Here is a 17,013-nt window from a genome sequence, read left to right on the forward strand (position 1 = left end):
ATATAAATACTTTGCATTTCAAAGTAAATCAGTAAAAAAATATTTGATTGCATTAAAATAGAGACGGGGCGTAATGGCGACATAGCTATAAAACAAAAAATCCCGTCCACACTGGGTGTGGACGGGATAGTATCAATTTAAATCTGATTATTGCAATTACAATACCTGACCTGGGGTAGTGTAAGGTAAAGTTTGTGGATCATATTTAGCCCAACCAGTTGACCAATCTGTAGTGCCAAATGCACCTTTGTAAGCAACTACTTCAAAGAAAGCGTTTTTCAATTTTGCGTTGTCAAACTTTGCGCCTGCAGCAGCTGCTGTGCCAGCTTTTGCTGTAAAGTTTGGTGTGCCTAACAATGCGTTGCCGGTTGCTTTAAAGTCTGTACCGTATTTTAAGGCGTCAGTTAATAAATCACCTACAGTTTTAGTAGCATCAAAAGTGTTGTTAAGGCGCATGCTAGCTTCAAAAATAGCTTTGCTAGTAACATTGTTGCCCTTAACTTCGGTGCCTTTTGCGTTACAGTTGTAAATAATATTGTCTATAAACACTAAGTTACCATCAGTATAATTTTTAGTGGTAGCGCCTGCAGTAGCAACAGTGCTCTCGTCAATATAAATACCTTCAAAGTAGTTAGCAAATACCGAGTTAGCAATGCTGATAGAAGAGTTACGACGGATTTGAGCAGCGTGTTGATAGTTAGCGTTGATGTTTGATAAGCTACCGCCCGGTGCAGTTGCAGTAGCTGCAAATAGCGGGCCTACAATTGTCATGTTAGAAAACACAGCTCTGGTTTGTGGCTGGTTGTTTGAACCTGTAGCGTCGTTATCAGACTCAAAACCGTTTGAACCTGAAAAATCGGCAACTACTTGTGCTCTTTGCGCCAAACCAAATTGTATGTTACCTGAGTAACCGTTGTCCGTATCAAAGTCATCATCAGTTGTACCAATAGCTAATAAGTGTTTAGCATTTACTGTACCACCAAAAAATTCAAACGCATCGTCACCAGAACGGTAAACTTCTACGTAATCTATAGTAGTACCCGCACCAACACCACCTAAAGTGATACCGTTGATCTCGTTATCCGGTGAGAATGGAATACCTGCGTATTCAACACGTACATAAGTTAGCGTACCAGAGTTATCGTTAGCATCTGTACCACCGTATTGGATGTATTTAACAGGATCGCCACCACCCGTTGGGGTTAAACCACCTTCGATGTTGTTTACACCGTTAGCAAAGTTGATAGGCGCTTTACCTAAAAGGATCAAACCACCCCAATCACCTGCGCCACGGCCACCGGTAGCAACATTTGATGTAAATACAATAGGTTTAGCTGCCGTACCTGCAGCATTGATTTTAGCACCTCTGGTGATAACCAAAGTGCCTTTGCTTGCTTTGTCGCCTTTTATGATAGTACCCGGCTCGATAGTTAATGTAGCGCCGTTGGTTACATATACAAATCCTTTAATTAGATACATTTTGCTGGCGCTCCAGGTGGTGTTTGCAGATATGTCGCCGCTTACTTCAACTGTATTTGAAGGAACAACAACATCCGGACCGTCATTGATCGGGTCGTTGTTTTTTGAACAAGCAGTAACAAAAAGTGATGCTGCAAGCATTAAAATTAATGAACGTTTTTTCATGTTAGTTTTTAATTTGTGTTGATGTATTGTATGTCTGGTTTTAGTTTTTAGAAAGATTGGCTGTAAGACAACGTAAATGTTGAACCCATTTTGTATGATGCCAATGTTGAACCTTTAGTTAGGTCATATTGGGTTGTTGGCGTTTTGTAATACAGTATTGAATTTTGGTTAAGCAGATCGCTGGCATTAAGTTTGAACTCGCCTTTTTTGCTTACTTTATAGCTAATTTGAGCATCAATTACGTCGCGGGCGTTTTCATATACCGACGGAAATACTGCGCCGCGGGCCCTTGCTATACGGGGGCCTACGCGGTTGTATAGTAAGTTAAAGGTTAATTTGTTGTTGTAAGCGGTTTGCATTAAACCACCGTTGATAACATATGGCGCCTGGCCTACCATTGGTCTTGATGCATCAGCAACAACCTCCGGACGGTCATCAGATACTTTTGATTTAATTACCGCTATGTTAGTATAAAATGTGGTGTTTTTAAATGATTCGCCTACAAAGTCCAGCGTTTTACGCAGCTCTAGTTCAAAACCAAAGTTGGTAGCACGTTGTACGTTAAAAAATCTAAAATCGGGAGTAGAGTTTTTATCATCATAAACAGGCTCAATGGCGTCCTTAAACCCTTTATAGAATGCAGATACCGAAAAGATCTGGCCGGCCGAAGGATAAAACTCATAACGGATATCAGCATTTTTGATTTGCGCACGTTTTAAGTTTTTGTTACCGGCTATGTTGGCTAGTAACTCAAAGTCGTAGTAACTGGTAACGGCAAGCTCTCTGGCTTCCGGGCGTGCAACCGTATGCGAGTATGAAGCCCTAAAGTTTGATTTATCATTAATAGCGTAAGTCAAGTTAGCCGACGGCAAAACATCAACGTTATTTAAACGGGTTTCTGTAGTAGTAGGCTCTTTATCATTAAGTTTCAGGTCAAATTTTTCAACTCGCACACCCCACACCAAACGTACCTTATCGCTTAATTTATTGTCTAGCATAGCATAACCAGCGTTAACCATTGTGTGAGCAGTGTATGGATCCGTTGATGATGTGATCTCGGTTAAGTTGTAAAAGCCCTTATTGATAATCGCACGACTGAATATCTGGTTAAGCGGCAGTGTTCTGATATCGTTGGCGCCATCCATGCCGCTTCTTAATTGTGGGCCGATAAATCTCGGGCTGAACGTACGGTCGCGGTATGAAGTTGCTAAACCAACTTTTAAATTTGATTTTTCTTTAAACATGTTAACCGGCAAGCTGTAGTCAACCTGGCCGCTATAAATATTTTCGTTAAGGTCTGAGAAGAAACGAGCGTTTTGTTTACCTACCGTAGTATTATCAGCAACATATTGGCCACCAATTAAAGCGTAATTGGTTTTACGCTGATCTGGCTGATTGTTCATTACGTTGGCAAAGCTGCCAATCCAGGTAATTTTTGAGTTGTTATCAAAAGCGTGATCACCGGCTAGGGTAGATTTCAGTAAGCTTTTTTCAATCAGGTCAAACGCGGTAAAATGGTTGTCAGGGTTTTGGGTTTGGTTATTATAACCGGTACGGTATAAGTATTGGTCGTCAAACGTACGGTTGTATATATTTTTAAAAGTGATCTTATTTTTGCCGTAGGTATAAGCAAAGTTAGCCAGTGCCCCTACGCTGGTAGAAAATTTGTATTTAGTATCGTTAAAATCAAACTCATAGTAATCAATTTTCAGATCACGGATAGTTTGCATTGCGTTACGGTAAGTTAAACCGACAGTGGTACCAAATTTATTGCCGTTTTTACCTTCGGCTACGCGGCCAAAAGTTAACTGGTAGCTTTGATTTGGTGTAGCGCGGCTGTTGTATACATTAAAATTGGGGTTTAATGACTTTAAAGCATTTATTTGCTGTGGCAAGGTTAATGAGCCTGAAGCTACCCGGTTGGTAGAAGGGAAGTTTGATGGCAATTTACGGGCGCCACCGTCAAAACCAAAATAATCTGACGTGTTGCGATAACCGCTTTGAAAATCTTTAAAAGTAGTATTAGTATTGTAACCAAGGCCTATGCTACCGGTAATAAAGTTTTCTGTAGGGATGTCTTTAGTAGTGATTTGAATAGCACCTCCGGCAAAATCGCCGGGTAGGTTAGGGGTAGCTGTTTTGCTGATAACAATACCTTCAATTAAGTTTGACGGTACGATATCGAAAGAGAAAGCCTTACGGTTAGGCTCCGTACTTGGTAATACAGTACCATCAAGCAATGCTGTGTTGTAACGATCGCTCAGACCACGAACGATAACAAATTTGTTATCTTGAATAGTAGCACCGCTTACGCGTTTTAAAACCTCGCTGGTGTTTTTATCAGGCGACATCTTAATCAATTCGGATGATATACCGTCAGATATGGTTACGCTGTTTTTTTGTGCGGCGTATAGCGACGCTATAGATGCCTGGCGATAGGTTGAACGAATAACGACCTCTTTTAACGAAGACTTAGCAGCTTCGGCAATAGAGATGTCGAGGGTAGTTACCGCGTCGGCCTTTACAGCCACCTCAGATATAGCTTTAGTTTCGTAACCGATGTATTTAACTACAAGGGTATAAGTGCCGGGGGCAACGCCGGATAAAACGTATTGACCGTTGATGTCTGTAGCAATAGCTTTAGTTGTACCTTCAATACCAACCGTAGCACCAATTAGTAACTCGCTGGTTTTTGCGTCGATGATTTTACCTGCAATTTTGCCGGTTGACTGTGCAACAGCATTTAAGTGTATTAAAGCAGGAAGGATGAGGATTAATAATAATTTCTTCACGTATTAATTTTTTGTCAAAACTAATCCGCGCATATTTCCACAATGCTAACTGTAGGTTATCAAAACAACATGTGTTCTTTAATTTAATGTTAAGCATTGCAGTTTTGAAGCTAAACCCAGAGTTTGCCTGCATTAACAACATCAACACGAGGTTAAACTGAATTAACATGTTTACTTTTTGTAAGATGGTATTTTTGATTTAAGGTGATGTTAAGGCAGCATTATCAATTATGTTGAAATTTCGATAATAACTGGCTTTTTCAAGCCGGGAATTCATTACAATATTTTGATATAAAAATGTTTATATGTAATTAGAAAAGCATACCTTTGTGCCTATTCTACAAAACATACCGTGCTACAAGAAAAAGCCTGATCTTTTTAAAGAAATGATCTGCATTTAATTTAGCCAATTGGGTACAAGTACAGACGGCTTGATCTATAAAATTTGCCAGGCTACAAAAAGTAGTGAGGCTAATAAAAAGGTATAATGTCTGGATGCGGCAAGCGTTTTAGTAATATATTTATCACCATAAAATTATACTTAAACATCGGTTGCAGCCCTGCAGTTGTTTTGTTTATTCAATATGTTGTCCACTTTAAAATAACTAATGGGAAGATCGAACGAAACATTTAACAAAAAAGAAAAAGAAAAGAAACGCCTGAAAAAACATCAGGAGAAAAAAGAAAAGGCCGAAGATCGTAAAGCTAACTCAGATAAGGGTAAAGGCTTAGAAGATATGATGGCCTATATAGATGCCGATGGTAATATCACATCTACACCTCCGGATGGCGTGCCACGCAAGCAGGTGTCTTTAGAGGATGTTAGGATATCTACTCCGAAACAAATTGATGAGCCAGAAGATGCCGTTAAAACAGGTATTATAAGTTTTTACAATACATCAAAAGGTTTTGGTTTTATTGCAGAAGATAAGTCGAGGGAAAATATATTTTTCCACGTTAACAACCTAACCTTCCAGGCTAAAGAAGGTAATAAAGTAACCTTTAGTACTGAAAAAGGCCCTAAGGGATTAGTAGCTTTAAATATTGAAATGGCGAAATAGCATTTTTTCGTTATATATAACTGTCAGTTTAATACGCTAGCAGTAGCTTCATAAAAACACCCTGCCGATTAAAATTAGCAGGGTGTTTTTACTTTATATTTTCGTTGCTCTCTATTCTTTTTATCAACCTGTATACCTTAGAGTATGCAGTCCCGGTATCCGCAGCAACCTGCCGTAAATAAGACCTTGTTGGTGCAGTTTAATAATGCGCTCTTCTGTACTTTGGCGCTGCTGCTCGGTATATTGCAGCAGGTGTTCGGCTTCGTTGGCGCCGCCGATAAAACTGAAATGCAGATTGTTATAAGGTTTTATGATCTCGGCGAGATATACATTATCTGCCCCGTACGTTAATTGGCCGCTGCGTTGTTTTATCTGTTTAAAGTAACGCAGGTCGGCACGCGTATAGCTTTCGCCAATAGCAAAAGCACTGTCGGCAAAATTGAGTAGCATTTTGCTGCCCTGCAAATCATTACGGCTAATAGGTTTAGCAGGGTTGCGCTTTGGAGTATGCGCAAGCACTAGTATTGAAAGTTCGTACTTATTTTTAAGTCCCTGCAACTTTTGCATCAGGGCAATGGCCGTCGCCGCTGCTTGTGTACCGGTACGCAGGCAGGTTATATTATCAATTATTATGATACGCGCTTGGGTAGTGATGAGCATGTTTTCGAGCGCGTTGTTAATATATTCGTGGTAGCTGGTAAATCTATTAGCCCTGGCCGCATCCGGATTAAATACTACGCGGTAAAAAGTATCAGCAAACTGGTATTGCCCGTCCTCCGCGCTGGTGTATCGCTTGCTGAATTGCTGATCATTCAGCTCAAAATCAAAATACAATACTATTGATGATTGCGCACGCATGTTGATATTGGGTAGGGGCCGGCCACGACTTAAAGCGTCGCCAATTTGCACTGCCAAAATGGATTTGCCAACATTGGTATCAGCAAACAAAATACAAAGCTCGCCTTCATACCAAAAATCGCCAAATAGCATGCCACCGTTTTGACGTGACGTAGCATCCTGTAAAAATTCGCCTGCAGGTTTGATAATGAACGCGTCCTTGCTATCACTAGGGCTTCGTAAAAGTTGGTTTAACTGATGGGTTTGTTTTTTGGTGAGGGTGCCACGGTTGGCGGCCCTGATAAGTTCGATTTCGTCCGGCCTGCCCTGATAAAGCCGGGGAGTGTTATAATTGTCCATAATAATTGTGGGAATACCACTAAGATACGGCCTGATTGTGGAAGAGTTGGTGACACCAGTTTGTCACCAGCAGACTTGCCGCAGTATGAAAAGCTTGGTTAGGGTATATTAGGTTTTAAGAACCGTCCGGAGGTGATTCACTTCAGGTGATTCATTCAATTATTGAAATATTAACAAAAAACTATTAACAAGTTACTTTACAATAACTTATACGTTATAACTTAAACAAATAGTGCTGTTGCAAACTGATTCAGACAGTTATGTAAAGGAATATAAAACAGTTGGTTAAGGAAAAATGGTGATTCAACTGTTTCATATTTATTGAAAATAAAACAGCCTCGGTATTATGCCTCTTCCTTAAAAAATACCTTGTAGTAATTCATATTGCGGTCATCATCAAAACCCTTTTCAATCAGCTTATTATCGCCATGTATATAAATGTGGAAATTCTTATCGAGCTTTAATATACTCTTATATGCTTTGTTCTGTTTCTTCACCGCGTTATTTGAAATTTCGAAGGTGTCGTTAATACGCGTATCAAACTCATCCTCAAACTGACTTTTGTAGTCTTTAAATGATTGAATAGCCTGAGGGTTGCTAATCACCTCTTCGGCAAATTCGTCAATATCAAAGGTTTCTTTCTCCTTAAAGTATTTCATCGACCGATTAAGGAGATCTATCTTATCAGTTTTGCTCATCTCAAAGGCTTCGTCAATCTTGTTGGTTACAAAATTCTTGTATACCCCTAAGGTATTGCTCGTTTGATTATAACTATCGTTGCGGACCTTAAGCTGCAGGAAATCGTCTTTCCAATAAACGGCCGCATCCTGACCGCGGTTGGCAGTGTCTATAACCACTACCTTGTAACCGTTCTCTTTTTCGATATTAAAAATAAGGCAGCCCTTGTCTAATTTATTGATGTTAATAGCATTCTCTTCATAGTCGACATTGAAGCCGCCTTTGTCTGGATACACTTTAAGGTAGGTCTCTTTATTTTCTGACTTGAAAATGCCGATAGCATCTAGCTGGTTGCCTTCAATCTGTACATCTTTAAAGTAAGCCACATATACCTCGCCCGATTTGATGTTAGGGTGATTAGCAACGTTGTACAAGTGCTTAGCCAATTGCTGCGACATCTCATGAAACTTTGCTTTATCCTCAAAAATTTGCGATACAAAGTGGTGCACCTCGTTAAGTGCCAGATCGTCGCTATTATGCATCAGGTGATATACCTCAACAACCTTTTGAAAAGGTGCAAGGAAGTATTGCTTAAGTATTCCGGATATGATTTCGTCCTTTAGTTCAAGAGGATGGTCTGATAAAGCGTATAGCTCGCTTTGTGCCTGGTTGCCGACGTGATGTACCGAAATTGTATCTAAATATGCTTCGAAAGAGGTTACCATAATTGGGTGCAAGTTAGTTTTTTTACGTTACGGTTATAGCCATTGTTTGCGCTAATTTGCGACCTTTGCCCTTAATGACAAATACTGAAGAAACCATAGTCGCCCTTGCTACACCTGCAGGCGCCGGGGCAATAGGCGTTATCCGTCTGTCTGGCCCAGATGCCATCAGCATTGCCAATAGTGTGTTTAAGGGTAAAGATCTTACCAAACAGCAGTCGCATACCATCCACTTCGGCAGCGTTATAGACGGTAACCTGAGTTTGGATGAGGTGCTGATGGCATTGTTTATTGCCCCTAGATCGTACACTAAAGAGAATGTGGTTGAGATATCTTGTCATGGTTCAACCTACATTATTGAGTCAATCATCAAATTACTGATAAAACAAGGTGCCCGCTCCGCCAAAGCGGGTGAGTTTACCTTGAGGGCTTTCCTTAATGGCCAGTTAGATCTATCGCAAGCCGAGGCCGTAGCAGATCTGATCGCGGCTAACTCAAAGGCGTCGCAGCAAGTGGCCCTTCAACAACTAAGAGGGGGATTCAGTAATCAACTACAAATCTTGCGTGAGCAACTTGTTCAGTTTGCCTCATTAATAGAGCTAGAACTTGATTTCGCAGAGGAGGATGTTGAGTTCGCAAATCGCGACCAGTTAAAGAAGCTGATCTTTGAGATCAATAAGGTAATCGTGGCTTTAATACAGTCTTTTGAGCTAGGTAATGTTATCAAAAATGGAGTAAATACGGTGATCGCCGGTCGACCAAATGCTGGTAAATCTACATTGCTAAACGCCTTGTTAAATGAAGAGCGTGCCATAGTGAGCCATATCCCAGGCACCACCCGCGATACCATAGAAGAAGTATTAAACATTAATGGGATCAATTTCCGCCTGATAGATACCGCCGGTATCCGCGAAGCCACAGATGCCATTGAAAAAATAGGAGTAGAGCGCACTATGGAAAAGATTGCGCAATCTAGTTTGTTGGTATATATATATGACGCTGATCAACTAACAGATGAAGAACTAGAGGCTGACATCGCAAGTCTGCAACGCCCAGGGGTGACGATGTTGATAGTGGCCAATAAGGCTGATTTGCTCTCTGACCAAACAAAGGAGGCATTTCTGCAATCGGCAACATTGTTCATTTCAGCCAAAGACAAAACGCACATAGACGATCTAAAATCAAAAATATACCACTCAGCCGTCAAAAACCAACTTGACGGTAACGAAACTCTGATAACCAACATCCGCCACCTGGAAGCCTTGCAAAGAACTGAAGAGTCGCTGAGTAGGGTGCTCAGTGGTATAGATTCCGTAACGTCTGATTTTTTGTCGATGGACATTAAGCAAGCCTTGCATTATCTTGGTGAGATAACCGGGGTAGTTACAACTGATGATTTACTAGATAATATATTTAGTAAGTTCTGTATCGGAAAATAACGGTCGATTATTGTGAAGTGCGATGTGGCTTTGTCTTAGTGATTCGTTTTCTGTCTGTATCGAATCCGGAGGAACAGCATGGTGAGGTCTAATATTACCGAGATAACGTTTGTCGCGATAATAGGAAAATCTGATTTTTCAATGCCGTACCATACCCAAAGGCTATTACCTGCCAGTAATATTATAAACATTAAAGGCGACACATCCGTCGCCTTTTTCTTTTTAACGGTGGTGATAATTTGCGGGATACTGGCTGTAGACGTACATATGCCCGCAACCAACCCGATAATTTGTGTAATGTCCATTGTGGCGTATTAGTTTTCTTCCAGGATCAGAATGCCATCTTCGTTTCCCTGTTGTGCAGCTAAATCGAATACTGATAAACCGCGACTGTCTAGCAAAGTTTTATCAGCGCCATGACCTAGTAGGATTTTTATCAGATCATTACGACCAAACATGGCCGCAAACATAAGCGCGGTGCCGCCGTTGCCATGTTGCATGTCTAAATCTGCGCCATGCTTAATAAGCAGTTCCGCGATGTGGGGATAACCTTTAAAGCATACACCCATTAAGGCGGTGTTACCCCCAAAGTCAGCAGCGTTAACATCGGCGCCGGCCTCCAATAAAATGCGTGCGGCTTCTAATCTATTATTATAGCAGGCGATGATTAAGGGGGTATACCCTTTTTCATCTGTAGCGTTAAGGTTTGTATCTGCCGTGATTAAAGTCTGTAAAGCATCAACGTCGCCCATGCGGGCGGCGTTGATGATAGGTTGAATTGTATCAGTCATTATTGATCGAATGATTTAGGCAGGGATTAATCTCGGTTTTTCGCGTTCCCAGAAACGATGCTGTGCAATCATTTTCACTAGTAGCGTGGCAAAATCTTTGTTTGCCTTGCCAATTAGTATGCCTTCTTTTAATACCGATTCTTCCGAAAAGTCGGGAGGTAGTTTTTTGCTGAAATAAGTGACATCAATAACTTGCATCGCGTCTTCCGCAGCGGCGATTGGTTTACAGTGCTTAAATGCTTCGTTCAGGAAATGAACCGCGTTTGCCTCGGCTTCAAGTGTGGCCACAGCGTTGGTACCACCTGCCACATACACAGCGTCAAACAATACTGATGCCGCAGTTAAAAAGCTATGATCTACTGCAATCTGAGTATCGTCAATAGCAGTTACAAACCCTTGTCTCGGCGCTATCACTTCTACTACGGCGCCTTGTGCTGTTAACGTATCTTTAACAATAGTTAATGATTCGGCATCAACCCCGTCAGCAGTCAAAATAGCTATTTTACGGCTTTTGATACTGTCTTTAACCGTATTGGCCATACTTAACGCAGGCGACATTGATAAAGCCCCTTCTACTTGTATGGATTGGTAATCTGCCGGGTTGCCATCGGCCGGAATGCTTTGGTTGGTTGGTAATACTTCTGGTAAGTGCAAACCAAGGCCATAAGCAACCTGGGTAGCTAAACTTTTTTCTATTTGGGCTAAAATACCCAGCATACGCTCGCGGATGGCGACGGTTTTAACTTTGCCTAATTCAAAAGTCAATGCATCGATGATGTGATTTTTCTCCGGGTCAGACTGGCTATTAAAGAATAACCTTGCCTGGCTGAAGTGATCGAAGAAACTTTTGTTGCGCATACGCTCTTTCCTGGCATCAATACGTTCGCGGTAGCTTACAAAACCACCGGCCGACTCTGGTACCTGCTGTGGGTCGTTATTACCTAACGAGTTAGGACTATAACTGGTTTTGCCTTTGTTAATGGTCTGACGCATAAAACCGTCTCGCTGATTATTGTGCACCGGCACAATAGGGCGGTTGATTGGAATCTCCTGGAAGTTTGGCCCACCTAAACGAGTAAGCTGCGTATCGGTGTAAGAGAATAAACGGCCCTGCAAAAGTGGGTCGTTAGTAAAATCAATACCCGGCACCACGTGGCCTATGTGATAGGCTATCTGCTCTGTTTCGGCAAAAAAATTGTCAGGGTTACGGTTCAGCGTCAGTTTGCCGACGCGTTGCACCGGCACCAGTTCTTCCGGTACCAGTTTGGTAGAATCCAACAGATCAAAATCATATTTAAATTCATCTTCCTCTGGGATAATTTGCAAGCCTAACTCATATTCCGGATAGGCCCCGCTTTCTATAGCATCCCAAAGATCGCGACGGTGGAAGTCGGGATCTTTGCCGGATATATTTTGTGCTTCGTCCCAGGCAACGGAGTGTACGCCCAGTAAAGGTTTCCAATGGAATTTCACAAAACTGGCTTTTCCCTCGTCGTTGATCAAACGGAAAGTGTGCACGCCAAAACCTTCCATCATGCGATAGCTGCGGGGAATAGCCCTGTCGCTCATTGTCCACATAATCATGTGTGCAGACTCAGGCATTAGCGAGATAAAATCCCAAAATGTATCATGGGCCGAGGCTGCCTGAGGGATTTCGTTATCCGGCTCGGGTTTTACGGCATGTACCAGGTCTGGAAACTTAATGGCATCCTGGATAAAGAATACCGGAATATTATTACCAACTAAGTCAAAATTACCTTCGGTAGTGTAAAATTTGGTTGCGAAACCACGAACGTCTCGCGCCAGATCGGTTGATCCTCGTGAGCCCGCAACGGTAGAGAAGCGCACAAATACCGGCGTTTCCACTTCAGTATCGTTTAAAAAAGCTGCCTTGGTATACTCCGCAAGGGGCTTATATACTTTAAACACACCATGTGCGCCAGATCCACGGGCATGTACCACACGCTCTGGTATACGTTCATGGTCAAAATGCGTCATTTTTTCGCGGAAGATGAAATCATCCATCAACGTTGGGCCACGGTCCCCGGCCTTTAACGAGTTTTGGTCATCATTAATAGGCAAACCAGTGTTGGTATTCATTATTTCCCCAGCTGCGTCAGCGGTGTGTGCTGCCAAGCTTTCAGTTTTTGCATTTTCGGGTTGTGGCGCTAGTTTTTTGTCAATAGCGGCCTCGGTGCCCATTTTGGGTGATGGTTTTTTTGCCATGATTTTATTCTTCTGTTGCGGCTGTATAGTTTACGTCGCTTTCAGCAACTTCTGTTAATTTTTCGTCGGCTGCTTTCTCTTCGGCCAGTGTTAACGCCAAAATTTCGGCCACCTCATCTAAGCCTAAGGTTATTGCCAACTGATGCAGGCCGCCATAGGTAGCAATTTCATAATGTTCCACTTTTTGCGATGCCAGGATAATACCAACGTCGCGCGTAGCGGTACCGGCTTCAGTGCTCTCTATAATGGCTTCACCTTCTTTGCCAAGGCCTTCCATAGCGTCACATTTCTGCGCCTGTACCTTTTCGCCCAGTAATTCAAATACCTGTTCAAGGCGGGTTACATGCGTTTTAGTTTCTTCAAGGTGATCTGATATACCTGCTGCTAAAGCTTTAGAGGTTGACGCGGCAATCATTTTGGGTAAATTTTTAACCAGGTGATTTTCTGCCCAATAAATGTCTTTTATACCATCTGTAAACAACTCAAGTAAGGCAGGCTGTTCTTTAGGCGATGTTTTGGTGCTGAATTTGGGTTCCCCCGTTTCTTTTTTCATAGTTTTGGTAAAATTGTTTCATCAAAACGCGATAGAGCTTCAGAAAAATAGGCGTTAACCGGTGCGGAAAGTAATAATGTTTAAACCCTTAGGTTTTGCAATTGTTCTGCAAAAGTTAAAAAAGTTTAAAAGACAGTTGCAGGCAATAAACAACTGCGTTAGCACCCTTTGGCTTTTTATCTTAAAAGAGGTTGCTCACTCTGCTCCACTAGTTTCTGAAATTTTGAGTGATCATCAAACCGTAGATGCCGCCGTCAAGTATACCGATACCCACCCTTCCGAATGTAGGGTTTAAGATATTTGCTTTGTGCCCCGGCGAATTCATTAAACCTGTATGAGCCATTTTGAGCGTTTGCGACAAGGCGAGATTTTCACCGGCGGTAATAAATTTGATGCCGCCATTCCTCATCCTGTCAAAAGGGTCTAAACCCTCTGGTGTATAATGCGAAAAGTAGCTACGGGCAAACATATCCACGGAGTGCTTAAGTGCAACTACTGCTATTTCGGGGTCGGCCTTTAGTTTTTTCAGTCCGCGCTGTTCACGTTCTTGGTTAATCAATACCAACATGTCGGCGGCAATATCAGGGCGTTCTTTAGGATATTTTACTTTATAAGGTAGTTTCACCGTTCCGTGGGTCTCATCACCCACAGTGGTTTTGCGTACAATTTTATTTAAAGCTTCGCTAAAAATAGGCGCTAATTTAGTTTCAAGCCAACTTACTCTTTTTACCAGGTTGTCTGAAAAACTACTCTCGCTAACTTTTTCAGCTATTTTAGTTAGTGGCATTAGCATAAAAATGGTAGACAATAAGGCTGCCCATATTAAGCCGTTTATTACGCCTGGAATGATACCTAAAACTTTATTAGTAATATTTTGATGCACTTCATCGGGGACGTGTTCAATTATATGTTGGGATATAATATCTGACATGAACCTGAAAAGCAGCAGTAATGAAATGAAAGCAACCGGTTCTGCCCAAAGATCTATAGTAGGCAATATGCGATGGAGTAATGCGCTTAGTGGCGGATATAGCCAAAAGGCCAGTGCCATACTACCAACCCAAGATGCCAGTAAAAGCATGGCGATAATGAAACCTCGTTTAAAATCGAGCCATATAATGATAGCGATGATAGCGAATAATATGAGGTCGATATAATTCATAAGGTAAACACAACTAACCGTAGGTTATGTTTAATTGCAAATGAAAAATCTATTGTAACATAATTGCTATAAAAATTTTATAGTCTGTTAAACTATATCCATCTTAGTAAGTCTGTATGAAAAACAATTACAACAAGTTCACATTGGTAGTAACGTTTTGATTACAAATTGCTTAATTTTGCCTTATAACAATCTTCAGGATGAAAAGTAAAATCATCATCATTGCCCTTTTACTAATTGAGGGCTTATGTAGCGTCCGTGTTAACGCACAAAGCGGGCTTTTGGCCGATCAAAATCCGCGTTATATGGAAAGCCAGGCTAAATATACCGCCATGGCCGATACCTTAACAGCTTTACAAGGCACGACTGTACAAAAAACTTACAAAGCTTTTGATTGGTACCAGGATAAACTAGAACGCCGCCAACAACGTCGCGAATGGCGCCATCAGGAAGTTATGAGCGGTGCTTATTCATACCCCTCGTGGGGGTTGTACAGCGGGTACTCATCTCCCTACGGTAATTTTGGTTACGGCTATGGCTTGGGTAGCCAGTGGGGCCGTAATGGTTTTTGGGGTCCACGTGCCAGTATCGGTTTCGGCTATAACTGGTAACAAACAATATTGTATTCTATCTAACATCACAAATAATAAACAAAATGAAATTTAACAGAATATTAGCCGTGGCTGTCGTAGCAGTTACCGTTCTTTTTATAACCTCATGCGCACGGAAGGTAACCCGCGTCAGTACCGATCAGACTATCGATATAAGTGGCAACTGGAACAATAGCGACTCGCGCATGGTAGCCGACGAACTGACCGGAAAAATTTTAGGAGCTAGCTGGGTAGGCGATCATCAGGAAGCACACCAAGGCAAAAAACCGGTGGTTATTGTGGGCATGGTACAAAACAAAAGCCATGAACATATTGAAGCAGAAACTTTTGTAAAAGATATAGAAAGCTCATTTCTCCAATCGCAGAAAGTGCGTTTGGTACAAGGTGGCGCTAAACGTAATGAGTTACGTGCCGAGAAAGCCGATCAGCAAACTAACGCCTCAACTACCAGCATGAAAAGATTTGGTTTAGAAAATGGTGCCGACTATATTTTGCAGGGATCTATAAACTCAATTGTTGACGCACACAAGCGGAACAAAGTGGTTTACTACCAGGTAAATCTAGAGCTTACCAATATCCAAACTAATGAGGTTGTTTGGATAGGTGAGAAAAAAATAGCTAAAACGGTTAAAAATTAATTTAGGCTATCTTTATCTGCGCGGTATTTTTTTGAGCTGCCAGATCAACCATTATCAATGACATACTTACGTACGCATATTTTAAAAGCATCATCAATAATAATGTTGGTGCTTTTTTTATTGGGTTGCGCCACCTATAATGAACGGATTACGCTTTACTACCAAAATGTTCACGCCGGAAATTACAAACAGGCCGAGAAAACTCTTGACGGTAATAGCCTGATAAAAAAACCCCGCAACCGTTTACTATACTTGATAGAGAAAGGGCGTGTGAGCCATTTAAACGGCCAGTACGACGTTAGCAATCGCTACTTTAATGAAGCTGATCAACTATTAGATCAGGGCTTAGGCGGCGCTGCCGACGGGGCGGTGGGTGTATTTGTTAACTCAATGTCACAAACTTATAAAGGAGAGGATTTTGAGAAATTCATGATCCACTATTATAAAGCGCTTAACTACGTATATCTTAACAAAACTGAGGACGCCATAGTTGAAGCGCGCCGTATAACCTTACAGGCACAACAACAGACAGATAAGTTTAACAATAAAGATAACCGTTATAGTAATGACGCGTTTTCGCTGACATTGCAAGGCATGTTATATGAGAGCGTTAGCGACATCAATAATGCTTTTATAGCTTACCGCAACGCGGCCGAGGTTTATTTAAAAGCACCAGACCAAACCTGGTATGGCATAACAATACCACTTACACTACAGCAAGACGTTATAAGAACAGCACGTTTAAATGGCTTCAATACCGAAGCTGAAGAATTTGAAAGGAAATTTGGCATAACCTACAGTCAGCCAAGCCCCTCAGAAGGCGGGGAGCTGGTTGTATTTTGGGAAAACGGCTTAGCGCCGGTTAAAACCCAGGCAGACATGTTGTTCACGCTGGTTAGGCAAAGTAATGGCGATCTGTTTTTTACAGATGTTGGTGGCGGTATCATCATCCCGTTTAACTATGGGGGTGATCGTGGCAGGGTAAATACTAAAGCTGTAGAGAGCTTACATATTGCATACCCTAAATATATAGCTCAAAATCCCTACTTCACCGGTGGTTCTGTCAGCGTTAACGGTCAGCAGTTAAGTTTAGTTAAAACAGAAGATATAAATGAGCTGGCCTTTAAAACGTTGCAGCAGCGGGCATTACAAGAGATGGGCAAAATATTATCGCGCCAGGCGGTTAAAAAAATGGCCGAATACAGTGTTCGGCAAGCTGCAACCAGCAACGGTAAAACCAATGGCTGGCTTGAAGGCTTAGGCTATGGTTTACAATTATACAATGCCCTGTCTGAAAAGGCCGATACCCGCAACTGGCAAACGTTACCTGCTTACATCGCTTACGCCCGAATCCCTTTAAATATGGGAGAGAACAAAGTTGATATCACCCTAAGAAATGCTCAGGGCGTAGAAGAAATCAAAACAATTACGGTACAAGGTAATGGCCGTTTGCAGTTCTATAATTATGCTACTTTAAAATAAATAAATACTTCTCATTT

Annotated in this window: 14 protein-coding genes; 5 read left to right on the forward strand and 9 right to left on the reverse strand. The window is 41.7% G+C overall.

Going from position 1 to position 17,013, the window contains the following annotated elements:
- Window positions 1-156: 156 nt before the first annotated feature.
- Both ACFSYC_RS11325 and ACFSYC_RS11330 read right to left on the reverse strand, forming a co-directional pair.
- A complete protein-coding gene (locus tag ACFSYC_RS11325) occupies window positions 157-1,644 on the reverse strand; it encodes a hypothetical protein (RefSeq protein ID WP_377127326.1) in 1,488 nt (495 codons plus the stop codon).
- 47 nt (window positions 1,645-1,691) lie between these two features.
- Window positions 1,692-4,436, reverse strand: coding sequence for a TonB-dependent receptor (locus ACFSYC_RS11330; protein ID WP_377127328.1), 2,745 nt, complete (start codon window positions 4,434-4,436; stop codon window positions 1,692-1,694).
- 608 nt (window positions 4,437-5,044) lie between these two features.
- Between ACFSYC_RS11330 and ACFSYC_RS11335 the strand changes: the two genes are divergently transcribed.
- Entirely contained in the window at window positions 5,045-5,497 is a 453-nt protein-coding gene (locus ACFSYC_RS11335; protein WP_377127331.1) for a cold-shock protein, read from the forward strand.
- 123 nt (window positions 5,498-5,620) lie between these two features.
- Here ACFSYC_RS11335 and ACFSYC_RS11340 read toward each other — a convergent pair whose 3' ends face one another.
- The gene (locus ACFSYC_RS11340; protein WP_377127333.1) at window positions 5,621-6,694 is read right to left on the reverse strand and encodes an AAA family ATPase; all 1,074 of its coding nucleotides are present in this window, start codon (window positions 6,692-6,694) and stop codon (window positions 5,621-5,623) included.
- Between the two features lie 344 nt (window positions 6,695-7,038).
- The gene (locus ACFSYC_RS11345) at window positions 7,039-8,097 is read right to left on the reverse strand and encodes a nucleoid-associated protein (RefSeq protein WP_377127336.1); all 1,059 of its coding nucleotides are present in this window, start codon (window positions 8,095-8,097) and stop codon (window positions 7,039-7,041) included.
- Between the two features lie 74 nt (window positions 8,098-8,171).
- Here ACFSYC_RS11345 and mnmE point away from each other — a divergent pair, with 74 nt between their 5' ends.
- Complete coding sequence (gene mnmE / locus ACFSYC_RS11350; RefSeq protein ID WP_377127339.1) at window positions 8,172-9,533, forward strand: tRNA uridine-5-carboxymethylaminomethyl(34) synthesis GTPase MnmE; 1,362 nt, start codon at window positions 8,172-8,174, stop codon at window positions 9,531-9,533.
- Window positions 9,534-9,568: 35 nt separating this feature from the next.
- Here mnmE and ACFSYC_RS11355 read toward each other — a convergent pair whose 3' ends face one another.
- The 5 genes from ACFSYC_RS11355 to ACFSYC_RS11375 form a co-directional block, all read right to left on the reverse strand.
- Window positions 9,569-9,838, reverse strand: a complete 270-nt coding sequence (locus ACFSYC_RS11355; protein WP_377127342.1) for a SemiSWEET family sugar transporter — start codon at window positions 9,836-9,838, stop codon at window positions 9,569-9,571.
- Between the two features lie 9 nt (window positions 9,839-9,847).
- Window positions 9,848-10,324, reverse strand: coding sequence for an ankyrin repeat domain-containing protein (locus ACFSYC_RS11360; protein WP_377127345.1), 477 nt, complete (start codon window positions 10,322-10,324; stop codon window positions 9,848-9,850).
- A gap of 15 nt (window positions 10,325-10,339) precedes the next feature.
- Window positions 10,340-12,550: a catalase gene (locus tag ACFSYC_RS11365; protein WP_377127348.1), complete on the reverse strand. Its 2,211-nt coding sequence runs from the start codon at window positions 12,548-12,550 to the stop codon at window positions 10,340-10,342.
- 4 nt (window positions 12,551-12,554) lie between these two features.
- Window positions 12,555-13,103, reverse strand: a complete 549-nt coding sequence (locus tag ACFSYC_RS11370; protein ID WP_377127351.1) for a YciE/YciF ferroxidase family protein — start codon at window positions 13,101-13,103, stop codon at window positions 12,555-12,557.
- A 208-nt stretch (window positions 13,104-13,311) separates the two neighbouring features.
- Window positions 13,312-14,265 (reverse strand): CvpA family protein, encoded by a 954-nt coding sequence (locus ACFSYC_RS11375; protein ID WP_377127354.1) that lies wholly within the window; start codon window positions 14,263-14,265, stop codon window positions 13,312-13,314.
- Between the two features lie 200 nt (window positions 14,266-14,465).
- Between ACFSYC_RS11375 and ACFSYC_RS11380 the strand changes: the two genes are divergently transcribed.
- The 3 genes from ACFSYC_RS11380 to ACFSYC_RS11390 are packed head-to-tail and all read left to right on the forward strand — an operon-like array spanning window position 14,466 to window position 16,996.
- Entirely contained in the window at window positions 14,466-14,876 is a 411-nt protein-coding gene (locus ACFSYC_RS11380) for a hypothetical protein (protein WP_377127357.1), read from the forward strand.
- 44 nt (window positions 14,877-14,920) lie between these two features.
- On the forward strand, window positions 14,921-15,514 hold the full coding sequence (locus ACFSYC_RS11385) for a penicillin-binding protein activator LpoB (RefSeq protein WP_377127360.1): 594 nt from the start codon (window positions 14,921-14,923) through the stop codon (window positions 15,512-15,514).
- 57 nt (window positions 15,515-15,571) lie between these two features.
- Window positions 15,572-16,996, forward strand: coding sequence for a COG3014 family protein (locus ACFSYC_RS11390; RefSeq protein WP_377127363.1), 1,425 nt, complete (start codon window positions 15,572-15,574; stop codon window positions 16,994-16,996).
- Window positions 16,997-17,013 lie beyond the last annotated feature (17 nt).

This window comes from Mucilaginibacter antarcticus (assembly GCF_042686155.1).
Lineage (GTDB): Bacteria > Bacteroidota > Bacteroidia > Sphingobacteriales > Sphingobacteriaceae > Mucilaginibacter > Mucilaginibacter antarcticus.

What these genes read in the sequence shown, in the direction of transcription:
- ACFSYC_RS11370 (WP_377127351.1), bottom strand. Translation starts at nt 13,103, where the DNA reads ATGAAAAAAGAAACGGGGGAACCCAAATTCAGCACCAAAACATCGCCT.
- ACFSYC_RS11340 (WP_377127333.1), bottom strand. Translation starts at nt 6,694, where the DNA reads ATGGACAATTATAACACTCCCCGGCTTTATCAGGGCAGGCCGGACGAA.
- ACFSYC_RS11360 (WP_377127345.1), bottom strand. Translation starts at nt 10,324, where the DNA reads ATGACTGATACAATTCAACCTATCATCAACGCCGCCCGCATGGGCGAC.
- ACFSYC_RS11355 (WP_377127342.1), bottom strand. Translation starts at nt 9,838, where the DNA reads ATGGACATTACACAAATTATCGGGTTGGTTGCGGGCATATGTACGTCT.
- ACFSYC_RS11345 (WP_377127336.1), bottom strand. Translation starts at nt 8,097, where the DNA reads ATGGTAACCTCTTTCGAAGCATATTTAGATACAATTTCGGTACATCAC.
- ACFSYC_RS11390 (WP_377127363.1), top strand. Translation starts at nt 15,572, where the DNA reads ATGACATACTTACGTACGCATATTTTAAAAGCATCATCAATAATAATG.
- ACFSYC_RS11380 (WP_377127357.1), top strand. Translation starts at nt 14,466, where the DNA reads ATGAAAAGTAAAATCATCATCATTGCCCTTTTACTAATTGAGGGCTTA.
- ACFSYC_RS11365 (WP_377127348.1), bottom strand. Translation starts at nt 12,550, where the DNA reads ATGGCAAAAAAACCATCACCCAAAATGGGCACCGAGGCCGCTATTGAC.
- ACFSYC_RS11325 (WP_377127326.1), bottom strand. Translation starts at nt 1,644, where the DNA reads ATGAAAAAACGTTCATTAATTTTAATGCTTGCAGCATCACTTTTTGTT.
- ACFSYC_RS11375 (WP_377127354.1), bottom strand. Translation starts at nt 14,265, where the DNA reads ATGAATTATATCGACCTCATATTATTCGCTATCATCGCTATCATTATA.
- mnmE (WP_377127339.1), top strand. Translation starts at nt 8,172, where the DNA reads ATGACAAATACTGAAGAAACCATAGTCGCCCTTGCTACACCTGCAGGC.
- ACFSYC_RS11385 (WP_377127360.1), top strand. Translation starts at nt 14,921, where the DNA reads ATGAAATTTAACAGAATATTAGCCGTGGCTGTCGTAGCAGTTACCGTT.
- ACFSYC_RS11335 (WP_377127331.1), top strand. Translation starts at nt 5,045, where the DNA reads ATGGGAAGATCGAACGAAACATTTAACAAAAAAGAAAAAGAAAAGAAA.